Origin of the sequence: Paenibacillus xylanexedens (assembly GCF_007676705.1) — a bacterium.
In the GTDB taxonomy this organism is placed as follows: domain Bacteria; phylum Bacillota; class Bacilli; order Paenibacillales; family Paenibacillaceae; genus Paenibacillus; species Paenibacillus xylanexedens_C.
On record NZ_VEBF01000001.1, the window covers coordinates 1,342,865 to 1,363,732 of the forward strand.

Here is a 20,868-nt window from a genome sequence, read left to right on the forward strand (position 1 = left end):
CCTGTTAGAAACGTTAAAAAATGCGCCATGAACCCTTTCACTTCAACGATAGGTTCTGATGACACGCTCGTCCCATACTTGTACTTCAATATATCGTTCCGGGCCTTGATCGCCTAGACGGTTCCATTCTTGAGGCCAACCATAGGCCTGAATAATTTCCAGGATTTCATCCTTGGTGTAGATCTGCTTACGGTAAGGTTTATCATCGGAATAACGCATGGTTGGAAAGAGGTCTCCATACGTGAAGCTCACAACTTCGGCAGACAGATCTTCCCACGAAATGATCACTTGATCCGGTTCGGTATACCAGGATGACAACCATTCACATGCACCGAGGGTCATATAGTGGGGATATGGATTGGTCGGGGTTCCGCCTTTGCCCTTAAACTGCTCGTACGCTTTATGTTCAAGTGCTCTTCGGATGGTCATATAATCCGCTGATCGCTGACTGGCAAAATTCCGCCCTTGATCACGGATTTGTTGAGTAACTGTTTCGGCTTCCTCATTAGACAGGCTGGAGAGATTTCGGAAAGGACCAAGACTTTTTTCAAAATAATGATATGCGTTCAAATCCGTCATACGAATCTCCACCTCCAACAAATCGCTCCGTATCCATATTCGTTAGTCATAGTGTACATCATGCCAACATTTATGGAAATATCTGTAGCGAAATATTACCCGTGGATAAAGTTACCCTTGGGCACTTCAATTGCACGGGGGAAATCCACTATTATTAAGGAAATATTAACCAATAAGTGGTAGACTAATAAAAAGTATTTATCTTCAGCGGCTTAAAAGGAGGTTATATTATGTTAGGTGTTAACGTGAAAAAAATAGAAGATCAACTGGTCATCCGTTGGCAGTTTTCCAAAGTAGAAATTCCCATCTCCAACATTACGTCAGTTACCCTTGACGATACATATGGTGGCAGCGAACTATCAGCCGTTCGAATAGGAGCAGCGTATGGTGCCTCCGAAACCATCCTGATCCGTACTACCAATCAATCCTACATTCTGTTTACTTCTAACGAAGCATTGTTTCCGAAAATTAGTGATTTGGTGTCCAGCACAGTAAGTTAGCTCATTCATCGAACTTGCATCCATTCGCAAGAGATCGTTTCATATAAAAAGCGTCAGCATTGGCATAATTCTCTCATGCCTTGCTGACGCTTTTTGTAAGTTGAGTATCCTTTCAGATGACAGCCCTATGTCCAACTCCACTTCGGTAACTGATCGAGCGTAATAACCTCTGCACTATGGTACACTTCCTTCAAAAATGCCACATCATTATGCGTCCCGTCTCTCAGGAATCCACCTGTCCAGGTACAGAACCAACTCCAGTGTACAACCTGTTCCTTCATCTTCTTGGGGTCCGGAATAGAGCCGTTCTCGGCCAGAGCAATGATTTTGCTATCCTTCACAAGCTCACGCAGGTTGGCGTAACGCGCAGCCAACGGGCTGTGGTCTCCTGCTTCCGGGTATACATCCACACTGACAATATCCACGACATCATCACCCGGATACCATTCCGGTTTTTCCGAGTTCCAGACCCAAATAAGGTTGTGCAGCTGATGTTCTTGAACCAATCGATCATACAACAAACAATATAGCTGTTTGGCAGGTTCGGGGCCTTTCGCTCCCCACCAGAACCACCCACCTTCTGCTTCATGAAGCGGTCGGAATAATACAGGCACACCAGCATCCTTCAACTCTTGCAAGTGAATTGCAATCGCATCGATATCCCGGATCAATAACTGATATGCTTCCGATTCAGTATCAGCAAGCGCATAGGCAAGATCATAGGTTGTAGCATCCGTATAGAACCCCCGCCACCACTCTTTACCTGGTTCATCGATCAGATCCGTCGGTGCGTTCCAGTGCCAGCATAGCGTCACGATCCCGCCTTGCTTATGCCAGTCTATCGCATCCCGAATCTCCTGGGAGACCGCACCACGCTCTGTTCTTGATGGCGAATATTCCATGAGATCAAAGCCAATCACAGCTGGCTTCCGGCCTGTATTTTCATTAATCCAGTTAAGATTGCTGTAATCCTGTTGGCCTGACAACATCCCTTTTCGATAATGCTCGACCAGGAACGCCATAAGCTCTCTCGCTTCGGGTGTCGCTGCTTTATTCACCGGAACTCTGCTGATCTCACGCACTGTCATCTCTACACCTCCAATTGGATTTACCTTGTTAACCCACTACACCAGAACGTTCAATACTCTCCACGAAGTAACGTTGCACGAACAGATACAGAATTATCAGCGGTGCAATCGCCAGCAAAATGCCTGTATCCACGATCATGGCCACATAGTTCGGATCGGCCTTGATGCCCGAGTTCGAGCCAAAGCCCATCAGTTGCGGAATCAATTGGTTCGCCTGAGCCGGTAAAGAAGCCACCTTCAGTGAAATCAGCGGACTTTCGCTCATGAACAGTGCCGAATAAAACGTATCATTGTACTGCCAGACAAACGAGAACAGAATGACCGTAATCAGGGGCGAGATTGCATTGGGTAACATGATACGGGCAAATGTTTTGAATCCACCTGCGCCGTCAATCAGTGCGGCCTCCTCGATTTCCTTCGGCATCCCCTTGAAAAATTGCCGGAAGATATAGATGAATAGCCCCGCCTTCAGCCCTCCTGCCGTAGCAGCCGTAATCATTGAAGGCCAGTACGTATTGAGCAGGTTAATCCCGTTTTTCCCCGTGAACAACTGGATGATGCCCATAAAGTCGAAGCTGCGGAAATGCAGATACATCGGTACCATAAGCGTACTTGTCGGAACCAGAATTGTTAGAATCACCAGGATGAATAGCACATTGCTACCCGGAAACGAGAACCGGGCGAAGCCGTATCCGGCAAGTGCACAGGATATGGCTGTCAGAAGCGTTGTGATGGTAACAAAGAGTAAGGTGTTCGCCAGCAAGGGAAGAAAATCCATCACTTGGGCTGCAAGCCGGATGTTATCCAGTGTAAAATGCTGGGGAATCATATAGATCGTCGGATTGTAGATATCCTGCTTATCCTTGAACGCGACTGAAACTTTGAGAAATAACGGATATAAAATAATAAATGAAATTCCGATGACCAGTGCATATCTGAAAATGGAATAGAGAAGGTCCGATGTCTTGTTTCGTACCCGCTGCATGTGGTAATTCTGTTTTGGAACCACCACCATGCGATCTGTTCCTGACGCAGCCATAATCTGAAGCCTCCCTCAACGTTAACCGTCAGTTGTAATGAACCCGCCGTGACAGCACCCAGCCCACTACGATCAGTACAAGGCCAATCACCAAGGTATATAACCAGGACATCGCCGAGCTTAAGCCAAAGTTCTGGGTTTTGAATGCGGTCTGATAGATAGCTTGTGTGACCGGACTTCCGGCAAATGAATCAATAATGGTATAGATGACATTCGTCAGAATCAACGGACTCACCATGGGAAATGTAATCTTCCAGAATGATTCATAGGCTGTCGCCCCTTCGATCTTCGCAACCTCGTACATCGATCCCGGCACCGATTGCAGCGCGGCGAGGAAGATCAGAATCTGGACGCCAGAGCTGCTAATAATCTCATAGATCCGCATGATGGCTTCTACAATGTAATCCACATAGGCCATCGGCAATCCCACATCCGCCAGCATTCGCACAATGGATACTACGTTGAACGAAGCCCCGCCATCGGCAGATGCATCGACCGCACTCGCATCTCCCATCAGATTAATTAATCCCGCAGACTCAGCTGCTGCAACTGCACTGGAAGCCAGAATAACCGGCAAGAAGAAGATTGCACGCGCCATCGTTCTGCCTCTGAACTTCTGGTTAAGCAGTGTCGCCGTGAACAAACTGAAAAACAGTATCATTGGCACATTCAGCAGCATTGCTCCAACCGAGTCAACCAGAATCCGGTTGAACGTCGCGTCAACCAGAAGCGCATCCTTGAAATTTTTAAATCCAACGTATTCTAGGACGTATCCGCCCGGAGCAACAGACAGGTTGCTCAGGCTGAACCGGATGGATTGCAGGAGTGGCGTGGCAAAGAGGAAGATGAAGCCGACCAGCCACGGCGATATAAATGCAAGTCCAAGCAGCGCTCTCCGTGACTTCAGCGATAATCGAATGGTTCTCATCGGTTCACTCCTTCCACCACATAATCCGTCCCGCCAACTGTTGTTCCACCAACAGTAACTGAATCCACATTGTAATTCACAAGAATGGATGTACCGCCCGTATAAGTGATCCGGACCACGCCATCCTGGATGCGTTCATGCTTCAGGATCTGCTCATTCTCCAGTTCTCCCAGCACTTCATTGGCCTGCTTATACAAGGCAACAGCGTCATCTACCCAATAGCCATACTCGGTCGCGTAGGCCGAATCATAATTCGTAAGTTTCAGCCGGGAAGATGGTTCATATGTCCATTGAAAATACGGAGCTGCCCCAAGCTCCAGGCTGCGCAGCAATTGTTTGCGGAGATCCTGATCCCCCGACGTGTTCATCGGAGATGCAGCATAGTTCATGTATCCATGAATAACCATCGCATAAAAAGGAACTTCTTCATCGGTAATATTGAACCGACTTGACCCTGCGGGTACATTCACAACATGTTGTGCACTTCCCCAAGCGTAGCTATTTGCTGCAGATATCATCAAGTTGGGATAGGACTGTTCCAGCTGTCCCAGCTGTTCCTTCACAATGTTCTTCGCCGTCTCCCGATGAATCACCCGACTATCCCGATAATCGGAAGTCAGGACTTGCCCAAGATCACGGAGGGATAATCCACCGAGGTCCAGTTTATTGAATTTATCAGCAAACTCAGTCACCACATATGGAAGCTTGGCCGCTGAGAGCAGATAATAGCTGTCCTTGCTCTGATCCATGCGATTAAGGGCAGGACTGTATGGATACAGTTCCGCTGTCTCTTTCGTTACAAAGCGTGCCGCATCCGAAGAGGGAGCAAAGCGCATATCGTCGTGATAAATGTGCTGGAAAGCCACATCCGGGAACAAGGCTCCGCCAGACTGCCCAAGCTTAGCGGACAACGCCTGAAGTTCGGAACGACTGCCTACCTCACTGTCCAACTTCACCTGGGTTGGCATATGATGACTGATCCCACCGCCGAACCATCCCTGATACCGCATTTGCACGCGGTTTACACCTTCCTGCTGCAACTTCGCCGCCATTTCAGTAGCCTGTTCGTACGTGGTCATAGCTAAGGTGGAACGATATGGCACGCCCAGGAACGAAGCCTCTTTGTCCACCGCACCAAGTACATCTACATAGAACGGCAACTCCGTCTGTTCTGCGAGTGGCTTCAATACATCCTGCTCTATCAATTGCTGCTGATACAGGCGGGCCATACCCGAGTAACTGGCATCTTCTCCATGAAGGAAATGATAACGCACCTGGATATCTCCACGGAAAGGCTCTTCGCTAAGCAGCTGAATCTCCTGCATTTTCTGCGAGGTGTACATCTCCAATTCATCCTCACCCCGCAGGGAGAAGGTCGCATGCACATGATTGTAACTGTTCTGCCTGCCTCCAATATCTGCAGTGATACTGGCTATGCCGTCCCCTTTTTCAATCACCGCAAACCAGGCATTCTCCCCGTTCTTCAGACCAAACACAGGCATATACGCTGATTCACTCACCTGAGGACGACTAAGCGAATTATCATTTGGGTCTGCGCCATAGACGCGCTGCACATACTGTTCTTCTTGGGTTTTCCCGTTGTTCAGGTGGATCAGGCTGCCTGAACCGTCAGGTACGAGCATGTAGCCCTCACCCTTCGTATCCACAGCACCAAAGTAAGCGAGCAAATCAACATTCCGAATGCGATATTGCCCACTTTCCTGAACTTGACTCAAAGGAACGGTTACGACAAGTGCGCCCTGATCCAACCGGTATTCCACAGGAATCACGAAGCTGGGTTTATCCGATACACCTCCGCCTTCGACACCGTTCTCCTGATTGTCAAAAGCCAGATCGTCCGCCGTGTAACCCGCCGTCTCAAAGGCTCCCAACATCTTGTTCAGCACAAGCTGCTTCGAGATCTGTCCATCCAGCCGCTCCAGAATATCCGGATTGTTCTTGGTTGGATAATAACGGGCAGATGTGTATCTTGCGACAGTAGTGTCCAGTTTGGAAAGCACTTTCTCCTCCAGGCGCTGCTTGCTAATCAGTTTGGGCAGCGCGTCAATGCCAAGCGACGTATCACCAAGCGTATAGTTCACCCGAATCCCCTGATCGATCTGCCCCACAGTGAATTGCTTGTTGCTGATGCTGGAACTGAAATTCGGAAAGTTCTCCAGTGTTCCCATCGCATCCCGGAAAGACACGTTCAGCTGGGAGGACAGCACTTCTTTTTCATATGCGGAAGCGAGACTGTCCCCATCCCGTTCTTTCGGGTTGCTATACCAGATCTCTCCACTTTTTCCGTCACGTACTGCAATTTCTGTTGTCTCCTCGTTGTAGTACAGGGCCAATCCCTGATCTTCGGCGACCAGTTGCATACCAGGCACCCCCTGCGAAGAGTCGCCAAGGAACTGCAACGGTTCCTCCGTGACGGGCATGGCCTGGGTTGTTGTATCCAGATAAGCCGCGGCTTCTACAGCAGGAACCCCCCTGTTGTTTATATACAGCAGCCCGGCTGCAATCATGATTACAGCTGCACCACCAGCCAGCACCGTATATAGTCGTTGCCTTTTGTTCACGGATGCCGCCTCCTTTAGGTCCGAAAAATCAACTCACGGTAAATGTTATAACCGAATTCGTACAACTGTTGCAGCATGCTGAAGACGAGGGCACCAAGGAATACGATAATGCCCATCACAATGAGCGTTAGCACCATCGTAATGATTGTTTTAATCACGGTGTACTGATGAACCGTCATCATGCCAATGAACAGAAGCAACACAAACCAGAAGAACGCGATGCTATTAAAAAGATAATAAAAAGCAGTCTCCTCCTGCACCATGAAGCGGCTGATCACGATCATCGGGGCATAGATCAGAATAACCGGAATGAGCGAGTATCCTGTCGCCAGAACGATTTCTCTGAATTTCCCTTCCCCTTCCATCAAGGTCGTTACTGCCCAATTGGCTGTGCACCATAGAAAGAACGGGATAGCAACTGTGGCGATCTCGATGATGCTGTTAATCGTACGAGGATCGATGTAATTGACGAGAAATCCTGCGTACTGCTTTTGCAAAATCATCATGATGATGGTGAGCACGAGCGCTGCAAAAGCAACGAGCAACCGTCCCCGGTTATCCGACTTGAGGTCCCAGAATGCATCAATGGGGTGAAAAATCAGATGCAGCGGAAACTTAATGAAATCCTGCTTCACGATCAACCTGCCTCCTCCGTCTCCATTTAACCGCCACTCGGGTCAGGATCAGAATGAAAATCAGCGCGATCGCAGCGGTCAGGAATGTACCGAAGTGTTCCTTCATCATCTCCCGCCGGTGCCTCTTGAACGCGACAGAATAACTCTTTCGGTCCATCCCAAGTTCGAAGTAACCCAGCGCTTCCTCGTTTTCCTTCTCCATTAATAAGGACTTGCCGATACCAATATAGGCGATGTCATAGTTGGCATTCAGCTTCAGCACTTCTCTCCAAATATTCACGGCCTCCGTGTCCTCTCCGCGATAGTGGAGTGCCACCGCTTCGTTCACACGGGAACCAAAACGGGTTGGCTCATAGACGACAAGATTGTTCTTGCCCCGATCCAGAACCAAGTGGTGCTCACCGGATTGTTCAATCGCGACAGGCGTTTTGAGGGTACCCACCTGATTTCCTTTGCCACCGTATATGTAGAGCAGATGACCTTCATCGTCGTACGTAAACACCCGATTTTGTGTCGCATCCAGTACACTGTACATGCCGTTACCCAGCACTTTTACATCGATAAGTTTGGATGGACCGGGATTGTTGCGGAACCGGATATCGCCTTTGACGTCAACATAACCAAACCGCTTCAGTACATCTTCGCCCGACGGGTTGAGACGTTTGATCGGTTCATTCGAGCCAGGATCAATATTCGTCGCATACACGAATCCTTTGTGGTCGATATCCGCATTGGAGAACTCCGTTGGGACAAACAGGACCATCTGTGCGCGTTGGGCTTTGGTCGATAACATGCGCCAGATATATTCTCCGTAGTCCCGCTCCACTTTGTTCGTACCGACGTATCCGATAAATTTTCCGCTCTCGTCAAACTGCATAATGCCCTCGTAGACCCCCTGTGCCACAACATACACCCGGCCCACATGGTCAACCGTCAGCTTCAAAGGCTGGAACTGGAATTGGGTCGATAGGATATCCGACTCGGGCTTCGTAATGGTTTGAATCAGCGTCCCCTCTCCATCCAGGACAACCACACGACCGTTGCCCGTATCGGCGACGTATATGTGTTCTTCTTCATCCACAAACAATCCACCCGGAAGGTTGAAGGTCTCCTTGCTACCATCCATCATGAATCCATCAATGACGCGCAGCAGCTTAAAGTCTGGGTCTAATACGACAATTCGGCTGTTGCCGCTATCCAAAATATAGATCAACCCGGAGGGCGAAACGTTCACATCACCGGGGTCTTTGAACTCACTAATGCCGAGATCACGACCTGATAGGGTACGCTCGGGCAGATAGGCATCCGGTGAAGGTACAGCCTCTTTCCAGTAGTTGTAGTTATAACTTTCATACGGCGCCGGGGAGGCCGCCGCAGGCACGGCATTCACCAGCAGCAGAGATACTGCCGCCAGGAGAACAAGCCATCTTTTCACTGTGCGTGCCATATCGTTCCCCCTTAATCCTTCATGCCCGAGCTCGCCATCGTCTCAATGATTCGGCTCTGAGAGAAAATAAATAGCGTGATCGGCACGCTCATCAAAATCAGTGCTACCGCAGCACCCGCTCCTGCCCGGGATATTCCGCCCTGAATAATCTGACCTGCTGCATAATGCAGAGTCTTGAGCTGCTCGCTGTAGATGTATCCATTCCCATCACTGCCCCATAACATCTGGAACAGCAGAATGATCAATGTAAGCCAGGCTGGCTTCACATTGGGCATCACAATGGACCAGAAGATCCGGTATTCACTTGCACCATCAATCTTGGCTGCTTCCAGCAGCGCATCCGGGATTTGCTCCATGAACTGCTTCATCAGATACAACCCTAGTGAATAGGCAAATGCCGGAATGATAACGGCCCAGTACGTGTCAATCCATCCGAGCCATGACATGATCATATAGTTCGGAATGGCTGTCACCGCTGGTGTGAACATTAGTGAGAGTACAACCACCTGGAACATGAATACTTTACCTGGAAACTTGTGTTTGGCAAGCGGGTAGGCCGCTGCGGAAGCTAGCAGCACATGGCCTACGATTCCGATACCTGTAATAAATACCGTGTTGAATATATAACGTGAGAACGGCACCCACGAGTCACTCAGCAGATTCAGCAGATCCGTAAAGTTGCTGAACGTGGGATTTTTGACAAACAGCGTTGGTGGAAAGGTAAAGATTTCATCCAATGGTTTGAATGCATTGTTGATCGCATAGATCAACGGCAGTACCATGAAAGCACCGAATACGAGCAGAAGGGCAAACAGGGAGAGGCTTCCCGATAGCGAGCGATTCACCCGCTTTTTGCCTGTCGCAATTGCAGCCATAGCTATTCTCCCACCCTTCGAAGCAGTTTCTGTACCAGCAAGTTGGTGCCCACCATAATCATGAACAGCACGGTGGCAATCGCCGATGCGTATCCCATCTCAAACCGCGTTGTACCAAAGTCGATCAAATGGGTCACCACAGTCTCTGCTGCATAGTTCACGCTCGGGAACCCAGCCAGCGCGATCGACACATCGGCCACGGCAAACGAGGTTGTAAGCTGAATGACTGCGCCGAACATCAACTGTGGACGCATCGAAGGCAGGGTAATGTACCATAGTTCCTGCCAGCGATTTTTGATCCCATCTACCGCTCCTGCTTCATATAACGTCCGGTCTACGGTCTGCAAACCGGCGATAAACGCCAGAAATCCGGTTCCGAGACTCAGCCACAGCTGCACGAGAATGAGGATCGGCATAATGTAAGCTTCTGTCTTCAGCCACTGGATCGGCTCCAGCAGAAAACCCCATTTGATCAACAGCCCATTTGCAATACCATAACGATCTCCCGAGAAGATCATCAGCCAGATAAAATACACATTGCCCGAGATGGAGGGCGCGTAGAAGATCAGCGTCATGAACGCTCTCCATTTCGGTGTTAACTCATTAATGATCCACGCGAAGACGAAACAGGCAATGTAACTGATCGGCCCGGTAATAATGGCGAACAACAACGTATTCTTGATCGCAATCAGGAATACATCATCCTCCAGAAACAGGCGGGTGTAGTTCTGCCAGCCAATAAAACGTGGAAATTCCAGCATGTTAAAGTAGGTGAAGCTGAGTATGATCGAGATGACAACCGGAATCACGGTAAACATGATGAACAGGAGCATATAAGGTGCAAGCAGAACATAGGAATGTTTGCTGGCCTTCATTTCCTGGAGCTTCCAGCTCCACCACGATTTCATGCCCATCCTTGACGCTTTCTCAGGAGGACTGTTTTGTCCGTCTCGGAGTGATATTTGTGGCACGATTAACCCTCCCTCTGCTTACGGAAGACCAAATTCATTACGCTTGACGCGAATCTCGTCCTGAATATATTGGGTATAATCCATGATGGATTCCCTGGCTTCCACTTGGCCAACAACGGTTTTGTAAAATGCATTGAACAGATGGCGGCCTGTAAAATAACCACCAGGTACTTCGGGAATACCCTTCACGGTTTCGAATTGGGCTTTGAGATTCGCATAATCCTCCGCAGGCCAAGGCAGGGAATCCAGCGCCTTGATGTTGGCCGTTGGATAACGGGCAGCCGCACCCATCAGTCCTTCCATCTCCCGTCCGAATTCAGCCTGAATCGGCGTACTGGTCCACCACTTCATGAACTCCCACGCCGCGTCCTGATCCTTGGCACTCTCCAGCATCATGACCGCGCTGCCTCCACCCGGGACGTCACGATTCAAGGTACCATCTGCCTGAACGGTTCCTGGGACAGGAACGAATCCCCACAGTCCCCGAATCTCCGGTGCAAATACAGACAGCTGGTTGTACATGGTGTAATCCGTTAGTCCAATAGGCATCTGTCCTGTACGGAAACGGTTGGCAAAATCATATTCCCGCTCCAGCTTGTAATCGGTATAGAATTCCGTCCACTGCTTAAAGGTCTCGATTCCGATCCGGGAATCCAGATCCGATTCCTTGTCATCGTTACGATAGAAGGCGCCGCCGTTCTGGAGCAGCATCGTTGCATACTGCGAGTTCGGCGGAATATTGACACCCTGCATATTCGCCTGGGTCACAACCGGCATGCCGAATTCCATGTGATTCTTGCTCAAAATCGCGAGTAGAGCCTCGACATCCTCCCAGTTCTGAGGCACTTCAAGTCCGAGTTCTTCGAGCACGTCTTTACGATAAAACAGCATGTTAAAGGTTTGCGTTTCCGGCAGGGCATATACGCCTGAATCATAGGCATACGGCACAATTGCACTTTCCCTGAACTCCTGTTCCACGGCGCTATAATCACTGAATTGCGTCAGATCAACAGCCGAGTTCCTCATCGCAAAGTTCACGGGTAGGTCATTACCGATCTGCATGGCAACATCGGGTCCTTCACCGGACAAGGTTGCTGGCAGCAAGGTTCCCATGTTGACCAGCTTCAGATTCACGTTAATGCCACTGTCTGGTGTGAAGGTTTTGTCAATCATCGCTTTCATCGTATTCGCCTGGTCACGTCCGCTACCAATCCAGACCGTTACCGTGCGCTGATCTTCAGATGTAGCTACATTGCCGATCTGGTTATAATCAATGAAGAACGAATGATAGAATATCTTTGCTTCATGACCAAGCTTCGCGAGTGGTCCCATGCCTGTTCCGGGAATATCGCGGTCAATCGAAGTGACGTACAGTGCATCGATCTCAAGGGGCTGCTCTCGTGCTTGCTGCACCCATGTTCCGAGACCACCCGTGTTGGTTTTATAAGCCGAGAGCCGTCTTGGAATGGTATCCGGCTTGTCGATCATCTCGTCTAGTTGCAACGCCATCGTCTTGATCAGCGCTTCCTGATCGCTGGACTGTCCTGACAGAAGACGAAGCTGTGCGGCCACGTCTTTGAGTCGTTTACTTTCCCCGCTGAACACTTCCAGCAGGTTCGGAATCTGTTTCTCCACCCGGTAATCCCGGAATTCATCAGGCTTTGTACCTGTAATCATCAGAATTCGTCGGTACATGGAGTTCAAGTTGTACAGACTGTCCTCCACATTGCGGATAAGAGGTGCAAAATCTCCGAGGCTGTTCTCCAGCCGTAGCACATGCTTTCCTTTTTCCAAGTGAAACTTGTATGCTTCCTTGCCGCCCATGACGTCAATGCGATAGTCACTCTGATAACGGAAAGGGGCTTTGGCCATCTCTGCAAACGGAACTTCACCATCAATGGTGAGCTTGCGTGTGGAATAGATGCCTTTGACAAAATTCTGCTGTCCGGTAAAACCGATATGATAAAGTCCACTCTCCGGCACATCCACTTCCCATTCAATCCATTGTCCTGGCAGACGCCAGTTAAAGCCGCCAATCGTATTAATGCGTACCTGGGAAGCGCTGTAAGGAGATACAGCAGAACTTGACCTTTCGCTGGTCGGGTATAACGTAGGTGAAGATTTGGCAATCGCGGCTTCTCCTTCAATGCGAATAAGTACATCCTTCGGCTGTCCGGAGGAATCCGACTGTTGTGCACCTGCAGTTTCCGCGTAAGGAACAGCTGTCTTCTCATTGAAAAGACGAATGGACCGAATCACCATGGGTTCGCGTGATGATTTTAGCGTTAGCGTGTGTTCCCCTTTTTCCAAATAAAACTTGAATGGAGTCTGTTCGTACCCGTCGGAGTCCTGAAACGTTTCTTCCATCCAGCGTGGTTGCTCCACTTGTCTCGGGCGTAGGTCATTGCCTTGATTGTCCTGCTCCACGACATCTTTCTCATTCGCCCACACCCGGTCAAACTGCAAATAGGCGGCTTCCGCAAAAGGAAGTTCACCATCAATGTACAATGCACGCTCAATGGCCGAACTCTTGCCTTCAACGGGATAATAGATGGCGGACAGGTTATACAGCCCGGTCTCCGGCACGTTAATGGTCCAATCGACTTGTCCGGTCTCTCCGGTATGGAGAGATACACCATCCATTCCCTCATAATTAGTCAGTTTGCGGACGTCTTCACCTTCGGCTTTTATGTAATCTCCTGCTTCAATGGTGATGTCCACATTCGGCTGTGTAGCCTGATCCGTTCCGGATCGATACTGTTCGTACCCCTTTTTCTGCCGGGTCTGCTGCAAGACTGCATCCACTTCAATGGCAGGCAGACTGCCAGGCGGAATGTTTGCACTCTTCACATCAGCGCCGGAAGTTACATATAGAATGATGCAGGCTGCCGCCACGATGATTACTGTGGACAATATCCATTTCTTACGTTGTAGAATTCCAGCCATCCTACGAGTCCTCCTCATCAAGGCTGATGCCAGCAATGCCGATTTGGTGGTTCAGGAAAAAAGGGCTCCGTGCAACTTTGCCGACACGAGCCCCTGCCTGAATCGTTTGCTGGTGATAAGTGTTGTTATTGTTTGCCGAGTTTATCAATTGCAGCTTGTGCCTGTGCTTTGTATTTCTCGGCTGTTGCTGTCACGGAAGCGTTGTTTTTGATGATATCGTTCACGTAATCTCCAAATGGGTAACCCGTGTAAGCATCATCCAGTAAAATGCGGCCCGTTCCAGCGATGTGCTCGCGAATGATCGCAATATCCTTCTCATCGGTATAACGACTCTCCAGATAATCTTGACCTGGATACTCTTCGATCTGCGGGATGTCGAAGGTCTCTTCATAGATTTGGTAGACGATCTTCGGATCCTCCACACCTTTCGGAATGAACTTCGCCGATGCCGCGTTGTTTGCATACGTTACCTCTTTGCTACCCTGTGGCCCATTCGGAATCGGTACAACGCCGACAGCAAAGGTGAGATCGCCCAACTGCCATTCAGCAGCAGTGAACAGAGCTACGTCTCCATCCTTGAACGTATTGCTTTCCTCCCAGTTGGTTTTGTCGCCGGTTTTGACCTTCACGACATTCTCCACGTTATACAGGCGTTTCACGAATTCAGCAGCTTCAATCGTTTTCGGATCGGATAATCCTTCTTTGCTATTGGTATCATCCACGATGGTTCCACCGTTGGCTGCAGTAAAATGACGAACGACATCAAGGGCCCAGCCAGAAAATCCGTATACATCTGTTTTGCCGTCATTATCCGTATCTTTGGTTGCCTGTTTGGCGAGTTCCAAGAATTTATCCCAATTCCATTCACCTTGGCTATACAGTTCCTGCGGATCAGGTAATGACAGTTTTTTGAACAAGTCACGATTATAGTGAAGTCCCAGACCGATGCTGGTTGGAGATTCGAAGGCGTATTCGTTGCCTGCAATGGCAGGGAATTTAGCAATCAGGTTTGCCTCTTGGTTGATGTTGTTCTCAGGTGTAGTGAATTCGGAGATGGGCAACAATTGCCCTTTGAGGATGGCTGGTAGTGCGGATTTGTATTCCATCTGAACGATGTCAGCGAATGGTTCGCCGGCTAGTGCAGACGTTGTAAATTTGTTCATGTATTCTTCGAAAGGTACGTTGACGAACTCCAGTTTTACGTTGTATTTCTTCTCTACCTCTGCAATTTTATCGAGTCTGGCCTTATCCGAGGCCGTCTCTCCCGCCGGTTTCAGATCCCACCAGGCCGCAACCTTGATGACACGTCCACCCAGATCAGGCACATTCGCCACAGCTTCTTCCGCTACGTCCTCTTTCTCTGTTTCAGCAACTTCGGTGCTGTTGCCTGAGTTCGTTGTTCCCTCTGCATCAGTCCCCGTCTGCGTTGTTCCCCCACCACTGCAAGCGGATACAAAAAGAATCACAGCCAATAACATCAGAGGTAGAACATTCCATCTTCTAATCATGATTTTAACAACCTCCCCGAATGTGTATGCCAATCATGGTCCACGCTAATTCATTAACCCCGATCATCAACCAATCGAAAATAAACGACCACCACCATTTGTTATTTTCTTGTTTGTTTTTGACAAACAAAATTTAACACAGCAAAATGTAAGCGTCAACATTTTTGTTGTTAACATTTTCTATTTATTCTGATAAAATGCTGATAAATCTATATTTTAGCTGTATTACAACTTATTCACCAGGTCAGTCCCTAAGTACACACTTGTTATAATCAGCACTACATTTCAATCATTTGTTATTTTATTTAAATAACAAAATAATAATTCCTGAGACAAAATTCGTCATACTATCTGAAAATGTGCTTACCTTCACGTTGGATGGCTATCGTAAAATACTGCGAATCACTAACATTTTGAATTCTCTATCCGTTATTAGATTAAGAGAAATACATCATGCTATACTAGAATCAGTTGGATATCGCTCCAAATAAGGAATACGGCAGAACTACGAGTGTAAGGATGGTATGATGAAAACGAAGGTAACAATTCAGGAAATTGCACATTTTACGGGTTTGTCGAAATTCGCGGTGTCACGAGCTTTGTCTGGAAAATCGGGAGTTAGCGATCAGACGAGGGATGTTATTCTCAAGGCCGCCGGCAAACTTGGATATTTCAAAGATAACAGCATCTTGTCTGGTGAACTGTCTCACAGCAGTGAATCACACGACCCGAAGAACACACGTTCAAGCGGTACCATCTTGATTTTGTTTCCCAATGTTCGTTATCAAAATCAAGAGTCCGTGTACTGGGGACCTGTCTTTAACGGAATCTCGTCCAAGCTGAACCAGAAAGGTATAAATATCCTGACCTTGACGGAACCTTCAGCAGATCAGTTGTTCACGCTATTGAATCCGGATGCTATTCGGGGAATTATTACCGTTGGTTCCATCTCGACGCCGATTCTACTTGAAATCAAGCGTCTGGGCATTCCGGTTGTGATGGTAGATCATCTGGACCCTGTTTTCCACAGTGACAGCATATTTACCGATAACTTTGCATCCATGCGCGAGATCATGCTCTATTTGCTCCGCAAGGGCTTCAAAACCTTCCAGTTCGTCGGCAATATCAGTGATGCTCATAGCTTCTATGAACGCTGGATTGCTTATACTTCTGTGCTCATGGGCCATGGAATGGAGATACACCAGATTCCCGAGCTAAGTAATCAGGCATTGGATGAGTTCCGCCAGACGTTCACTTCAGTGATCAATGAGGATACCCTGCCTGAAGTGTTTGTATGTGCGAATGATTTCTATGGGCTATACACCATAGAAGCTCTTGAGAGTATGGGCATTCGTGTGCCCGATCAGTGTGTTGTCACCGGGTTTGATAATCTATACGAAAATATTCCCTTACTGGCCACAGTCAATGTGAACAAGGAATTGCTGGGGTCACGTGCAGTGGATCAGATGTTATGGCGCATTGCGAACCCAGAGAGCAGCGTAGAGAAAAAGCTGATTCTTGCTGACGTTATTATTCGTGAACAGTTCAGCCGGCATAGCGGCTAAAAAGGTAGGGTACATGGTGGTACATATGTGAGTGTACATACTGAAAATCATATATGGAATAACACTTATGCCACACAGAACAGCAAGCCAAATACCCCTTTAACCGTGTAATCATGCGGCTTTTGGGTTATTTGGCTTGATTATTTTATGTTGGGCCGTTCTACGTATCCGTGCGCACATCATCCCAGTCCTGATCCAGGTAACAGATCAGCCAGTTCAATGCACGGTGACGTTCATAAGCCACCCCGCCATTCAAACCAGCGGGAGGCGTTCTGTCATTTACCCGACTATCCACACACACCCAGTTGTAACGGTAGATCAGATCTGCTTCATCCAGAATCTCGCTCTTGCTACGCAGGGATGCATCCGTGAGAAATTCCGTAAAGCTATCCTTCTGCTGCAAATAACCGACATCCTTCCCTACGTTACACAACTCCGTTGGTGCGCCTAGTTCCTTCACGTAACCAAGCGCCCACAACATCACGTGGTATGCTTCATATCCCCAGGAGAAGGATATGATCTCCTGCTGCTCTGCTCCGTGCTGATCGATAAACCTCTTCTCTACGGGTGAGAAAAAGGATTCAGCCTCATACTTGTCAATCACTTCCTGAACCAGCGCTGCGGTATCTTCCGCACTTTCGCCAGCTCCCAGACACTCTCCTTTAAGCGCAGCAAGACATAGGGCAACCGCACGGCGCGCAACTTCCTCTTTACTCCGAATCGTGGTGTGCTCGTCTCCGGCCCTTGCGGGCAAGTTCGCATTATACGGAATGCCTTGTTCAGTCAACAGTTGCTCTGAACGCGCTTTACGTTGAATGCCAGACTCCGACTGGGGGCTGTTACCGTCAAGGAAACTGGTGTGTGCTGTCACCGTGTAATCCTCCACCTCAGATTCTCCATTCACATCCAGTAATAGCTGGCCTTGTGCATTGAGCAGAGATCCACCTCCCCAGAAGATGACGGCATCCAGCGCATCAGCCAACCGCAACAATTCGCCGAAGAATTCTTCCGATATGTCCTCTTCCGTCTCAATACCAACCACCATATTGAGTGTGGAACATTTGATCAGTACCTTTTCCTGGAGCGCAGCATTGCGCCCTTGAATCTGACCCAAAAATCCAAGCATCCCCTGAATCATTGTCGTAAATTCCTCAGGATGCGTCTGGCTGGTCATGATATTAAAGCCTTTGGTTTTCTTACTGAACCATTTCTTCTGAGTCACTTGAATATGGGTCTTATCTTCCCGGCGTTCAATCGAACCCTCAGGATAAATGGATTGAATCACTTCAAACAGCTGATCCAGGTCAAACTGAGAGCTATATATCGCACAATTTCTCATGAAGTTCACCTTCTCCTCTGACTAATCCTTATACGGATCGAATTCATTGCCTCCGGCCATGGCAACGCCTACTGGGCGCAGCACATGGTTGATTTTCAGTGTATTCGCATGTGCGTTCAGTACGTCTTGCAGTTTCTTGTACACAAACGGACTTTCGTCCGTGCCCGCTCCCCGGAGCTCAACCCCATAGGCACGAATTGCTTCATGCATCTGTGCTTCACTAATCTCACCGCCCATGCGTGTGCGCAGCTTGTAGTTCATTTTGCCAGCCGCCTGGGTTCGGCTCATCGTACGCCCTGCTCCGTGCACAGTGCTGCGGAATGATTCGGTATTCTCTTCGCTGTGGATCCCCTCCACAATTACCGAGATATCTCCCATGCTTCCACCGACAAAACCGAGCTGCCCGGGTGCCAGCGGCGTTGCGCCTTTGCGGACCACGACTACCTCTTCACCCTTGTGCTGTTCTTTCCAGGCAAAGTTGTGATGGTTATGAACGGCATATTCAGCACTTGCCCCGAGAATTCCAAGCACCTGTTCAATGACATAGTCACGCCCTGCATAGGCATACCGGCCCGCCAAAGTCATTGCGTCCCAATACATATCACCCATTTCGCTATTTAGGTCAAACAGTGTAGGTGGCTGATCCATCGATTCGCCCGGAGCTTTACCACTGAACTCGCGTCCTGCAGCGAGGTTAAGGAATCCACTCGCCACTTTGTGACCGAACCCGCGACTGCCAAAATGATTCGCGATCCATACCTTTCCCGTTGCCTCTTCTACAAAAATATCCACAAAATGATTGCCACTGCCTACAGTTCCAAGCTGGTTGCGTGCGAGTGTCTTCAGCTTATGCTGTAATCCCGGTTCAATGGTATCCAACAGCTTCCAGCTCGCATCATCAAACAATTCATGATCCACCGGTGTTGGATTATTGCGGCCCACGCCGAAAGAAATGGTCGAATTGATGTCATCCATGATCTCTGCGATCTGATTTCGAATATCGTCCCACATCAGATTCGTGCGCACAGCCTTGTTGCCACAGGCAATATCGTATCCGACACCTGACGGACTGATCATATTCCGGTAAGCGACAACACCACCGATGGGTTGCGAGTAGCCTTTGTGATGGTCGGCCATCAGAGCCACACCCAGTACATCTCCATATTGCGAGCAAGTCACCGCCTGACTTACGGCGTTCTCCAGCGGCTCCCCCCAGACTTTAATGTTATCTACAATACGCATGATCGTGTTAACCTCCTATGTACTTTTTTGGAACTTCATCTTATATTTCTATCTGTTGCTCTCATTAGTTTAACAAAGATCAGTGTGGCTCGAAACGTCGTCTTCCTTCAGTTCACCATTATTCGCGCATAAAAAAAAGAGAGCTCGGCTCCCTTTTCTCACAGGTGATTCCTATTCACTTCTTGCTAATCTTAAACTTGAACGCCCAAGTCGCTGTGTTACCAGAATATCGCCCTCTATTCTCAGTCACCACCACGGAAAGCGTCTTGTTGGTTGATTTGGAGAACGAAGATAGTTTGACGTTGGTACTTTTGCTCCCATAGTCAGGAATCTTGTCCTGTTCTTCGGCGATGCCTTCCAGTTTCAATGTACCCGTGGATTTGAGGTTTAAGGTGACTGACGAACCCTCTTCCAGATCTTTGCCGTTCACACTTGCTCCGATGGCCCATTCGTTGCCAACAGAGTTATTTTCCACAAGCTCAGCGCTCACCAACGTCACGGTGACCTTAACCGTTTTGGCAGCAGCATGGGAAGTTGGGGAGCAGACGGCGAATACCAGACTTAGAATCATGAACACATTAGCCCATTTTTTGAACACGAGAGTGCCTCCCTCTTATTCATCTCTTTTGTTAAGACTATGCCTTATTCGCCATGCTCATTAAGTAATCCTTCCACTCGTACAAGAACTTTTCACAGGCTCGGTTATTCAGATATGCTTCCGGTAACCCTGAACCTTCTCATCCTTGAAACCCAGCTTCTCATAGAATATATGCGCTTCCTTACGCTGATCGCCAGACACCAGAATCATGTATTCACATCCGAGATCCCTGGCAATCCGCTCAATCTGGAGCATCAGCTTCTGACCAATCCCCTGCCTGCGCACCCGATCCGATACAATCACATTCTCCACAACCATGAACGGTTTACATTGGCCTACCAGATCCATACACTCAATCCCCATAACAGACCCGACAAGTTCGCCATTGTAAAATGCACCCAGAACGTGATAATGACCATTCTGCTGTATGTAATGAAACATTTTCTGCATCTGCTGCTCGTGCGACGGCGTTCCTATTAACTCATGATACAGTTTGCTTAAAGCCGATAAATCCTGTAGTTCAATGGCCTTGATTGTAACCATAACCTGTCCCCCTGACGTTCTCTCTTAATTGGTGTTCTATTATTCTATCTTAAGTGAGGTCCTTCTTGAAATAGTAGTGATGATGCCCTCTTGGTGCATCCTCTATCGTTGTGATCAATTGGTATCCGTGCTTCTTGTAGAATTCCGGTGCTTGATATGAGAAGGTGTTCAACATAATAAAATCACAGGATTTCTCGCGCGCAAGACGTTCGACCTCATGTAGCAATTGGGAGCCGTAACCCCGATGCCGTTGTTCAGAATCTACCCAGAGAATATCAAGTTCCACCCAGTTCCAGCAAAGTGTACTGAGCACTCCTGCGACAATTTCGCCAGCCTCATTTTTGATATTAAAATTCAATTCTTCGTACCGATTCCTTAATTCCTCACTCACATGGGTCGCATTGTATGCGACTAATTGCTGGCGAACATATTCCGATTCCTCCGCAGTACTTGCAATGATGTTTATATCAGACATCCGCTTCT

18 protein-coding genes are annotated in these 20,868 nt (G+C 48.5%); 2 read left to right on the forward strand and 16 right to left on the reverse strand.

Translation table 11 applies throughout. From position 1 onward, the window contains the following. Positions 1-42: 42 nt before the first annotated feature. Complete coding sequence (locus tag FS628_RS05910; protein ID WP_145319956.1) at positions 43-579, reverse strand: hypothetical protein; 537 nt, start codon at positions 577-579, stop codon at positions 43-45. 230 nt (positions 580-809) lie between these two features. Between FS628_RS05910 and FS628_RS05915 the strand changes: the two genes are divergently transcribed. Continuing rightward, a complete protein-coding gene (locus FS628_RS05915; protein WP_145319958.1) occupies positions 810-1,079 on the forward strand; it encodes a SunI/YnzG family protein in 270 nt (89 codons plus the stop codon). A gap of 125 nt (positions 1,080-1,204) precedes the next feature. Here FS628_RS05915 and FS628_RS05920 read toward each other — a convergent pair whose 3' ends face one another. The 10 genes from FS628_RS05920 to FS628_RS05965 form a co-directional block, all read right to left on the reverse strand. Continuing rightward, positions 1,205-2,167 carry a glycosyl hydrolase gene (locus FS628_RS05920; protein ID WP_145319960.1) on the reverse strand — a complete coding sequence of 321 codons (963 nt, stop codon included), beginning with the start codon at positions 2,165-2,167 and terminating at the stop codon, positions 1,205-1,207. A 28-nt stretch (positions 2,168-2,195) separates the two neighbouring features. Continuing rightward, positions 2,196-3,206 carry a carbohydrate ABC transporter permease gene (locus FS628_RS05925; protein WP_083656930.1) on the reverse strand — a complete coding sequence of 337 codons (1,011 nt, stop codon included), beginning with the start codon at positions 3,204-3,206 and terminating at the stop codon, positions 2,196-2,198. A 28-nt stretch (positions 3,207-3,234) separates the two neighbouring features. Beyond that, positions 3,235-4,134 (reverse strand): carbohydrate ABC transporter permease, encoded by a 900-nt coding sequence (locus FS628_RS05930; protein ID WP_076327086.1) that lies wholly within the window; start codon positions 4,132-4,134, stop codon positions 3,235-3,237. Further along, entirely contained in the window at positions 4,131-6,716 is a 2,586-nt protein-coding gene (locus FS628_RS05935) for a DUF5696 domain-containing protein (protein WP_145319962.1), read from the reverse strand. The genes FS628_RS05930 and FS628_RS05935 overlap by 4 nt, the downstream gene beginning before the upstream one ends. A gap of 14 nt (positions 6,717-6,730) precedes the next feature. Continuing rightward, positions 6,731-7,351, reverse strand: coding sequence for a YIP1 family protein (locus FS628_RS05940; RefSeq protein WP_145319964.1), 621 nt, complete (start codon positions 7,349-7,351; stop codon positions 6,731-6,733). After that, positions 7,332-8,798 carry an NHL repeat-containing protein gene (locus FS628_RS05945; protein WP_145319966.1) on the reverse strand — a complete coding sequence of 489 codons (1,467 nt, stop codon included), beginning with the start codon at positions 8,796-8,798 and terminating at the stop codon, positions 7,332-7,334. The genes FS628_RS05940 and FS628_RS05945 overlap by 20 nt, the downstream gene beginning before the upstream one ends. 11 nt (positions 8,799-8,809) lie before the next feature. Next, positions 8,810-9,673, reverse strand: coding sequence for a carbohydrate ABC transporter permease (locus FS628_RS05950; protein WP_017689719.1), 864 nt, complete (start codon positions 9,671-9,673; stop codon positions 8,810-8,812). A gap of 2 nt (positions 9,674-9,675) precedes the next feature. After that, positions 9,676-10,587, reverse strand: coding sequence for a carbohydrate ABC transporter permease (locus FS628_RS05955; protein WP_062833376.1), 912 nt, complete (start codon positions 10,585-10,587; stop codon positions 9,676-9,678). A gap of 75 nt (positions 10,588-10,662) precedes the next feature. Further along, positions 10,663-13,590, reverse strand: a complete 2,928-nt coding sequence (locus tag FS628_RS05960; protein ID WP_145319968.1) for an extracellular solute-binding protein — start codon at positions 13,588-13,590, stop codon at positions 10,663-10,665. A 125-nt stretch (positions 13,591-13,715) separates the two neighbouring features. After that, entirely contained in the window at positions 13,716-15,098 is a 1,383-nt protein-coding gene (locus FS628_RS05965) for an ABC transporter substrate-binding protein (RefSeq protein WP_186327719.1), read from the reverse strand. 527 nt (positions 15,099-15,625) lie between these two features. Between FS628_RS05965 and FS628_RS05970 the strand changes: the two genes are divergently transcribed. Next, positions 15,626-16,663: a LacI family DNA-binding transcriptional regulator gene (locus FS628_RS05970; RefSeq protein WP_145319970.1), complete on the forward strand. Its 1,038-nt coding sequence runs from the start codon at positions 15,626-15,628 to the stop codon at positions 16,661-16,663. A gap of 160 nt (positions 16,664-16,823) precedes the next feature. Here FS628_RS05970 and FS628_RS05975 read toward each other — a convergent pair whose 3' ends face one another. The 5 genes from FS628_RS05975 to FS628_RS05995 form a co-directional block, all read right to left on the reverse strand. Next, a complete protein-coding gene (locus FS628_RS05975; protein WP_145319972.1) occupies positions 16,824-18,002 on the reverse strand; it encodes a DUF4272 domain-containing protein in 1,179 nt (392 codons plus the stop codon). 21 nt (positions 18,003-18,023) lie between these two features. Beyond that, on the reverse strand, positions 18,024-19,244 hold the full coding sequence (locus tag FS628_RS05980; protein WP_145319974.1) for an RtcB family protein: 1,221 nt from the start codon (positions 19,242-19,244) through the stop codon (positions 18,024-18,026). A 175-nt stretch (positions 19,245-19,419) separates the two neighbouring features. Then, a complete protein-coding gene (locus tag FS628_RS05985) occupies positions 19,420-19,842 on the reverse strand; it encodes a hypothetical protein (RefSeq protein ID WP_260870934.1) in 423 nt (140 codons plus the stop codon). A 108-nt stretch (positions 19,843-19,950) separates the two neighbouring features. Beyond that, positions 19,951-20,385 (reverse strand): GNAT family N-acetyltransferase, encoded by a 435-nt coding sequence (locus FS628_RS05990; protein WP_145319976.1) that lies wholly within the window; start codon positions 20,383-20,385, stop codon positions 19,951-19,953. 49 nt (positions 20,386-20,434) lie between these two features. Further along, complete coding sequence (locus FS628_RS05995) at positions 20,435-20,860, reverse strand: GNAT family N-acetyltransferase (RefSeq protein ID WP_145319978.1); 426 nt, start codon at positions 20,858-20,860, stop codon at positions 20,435-20,437. Between the last annotated feature and the right edge of the window lie 8 nt (positions 20,861-20,868).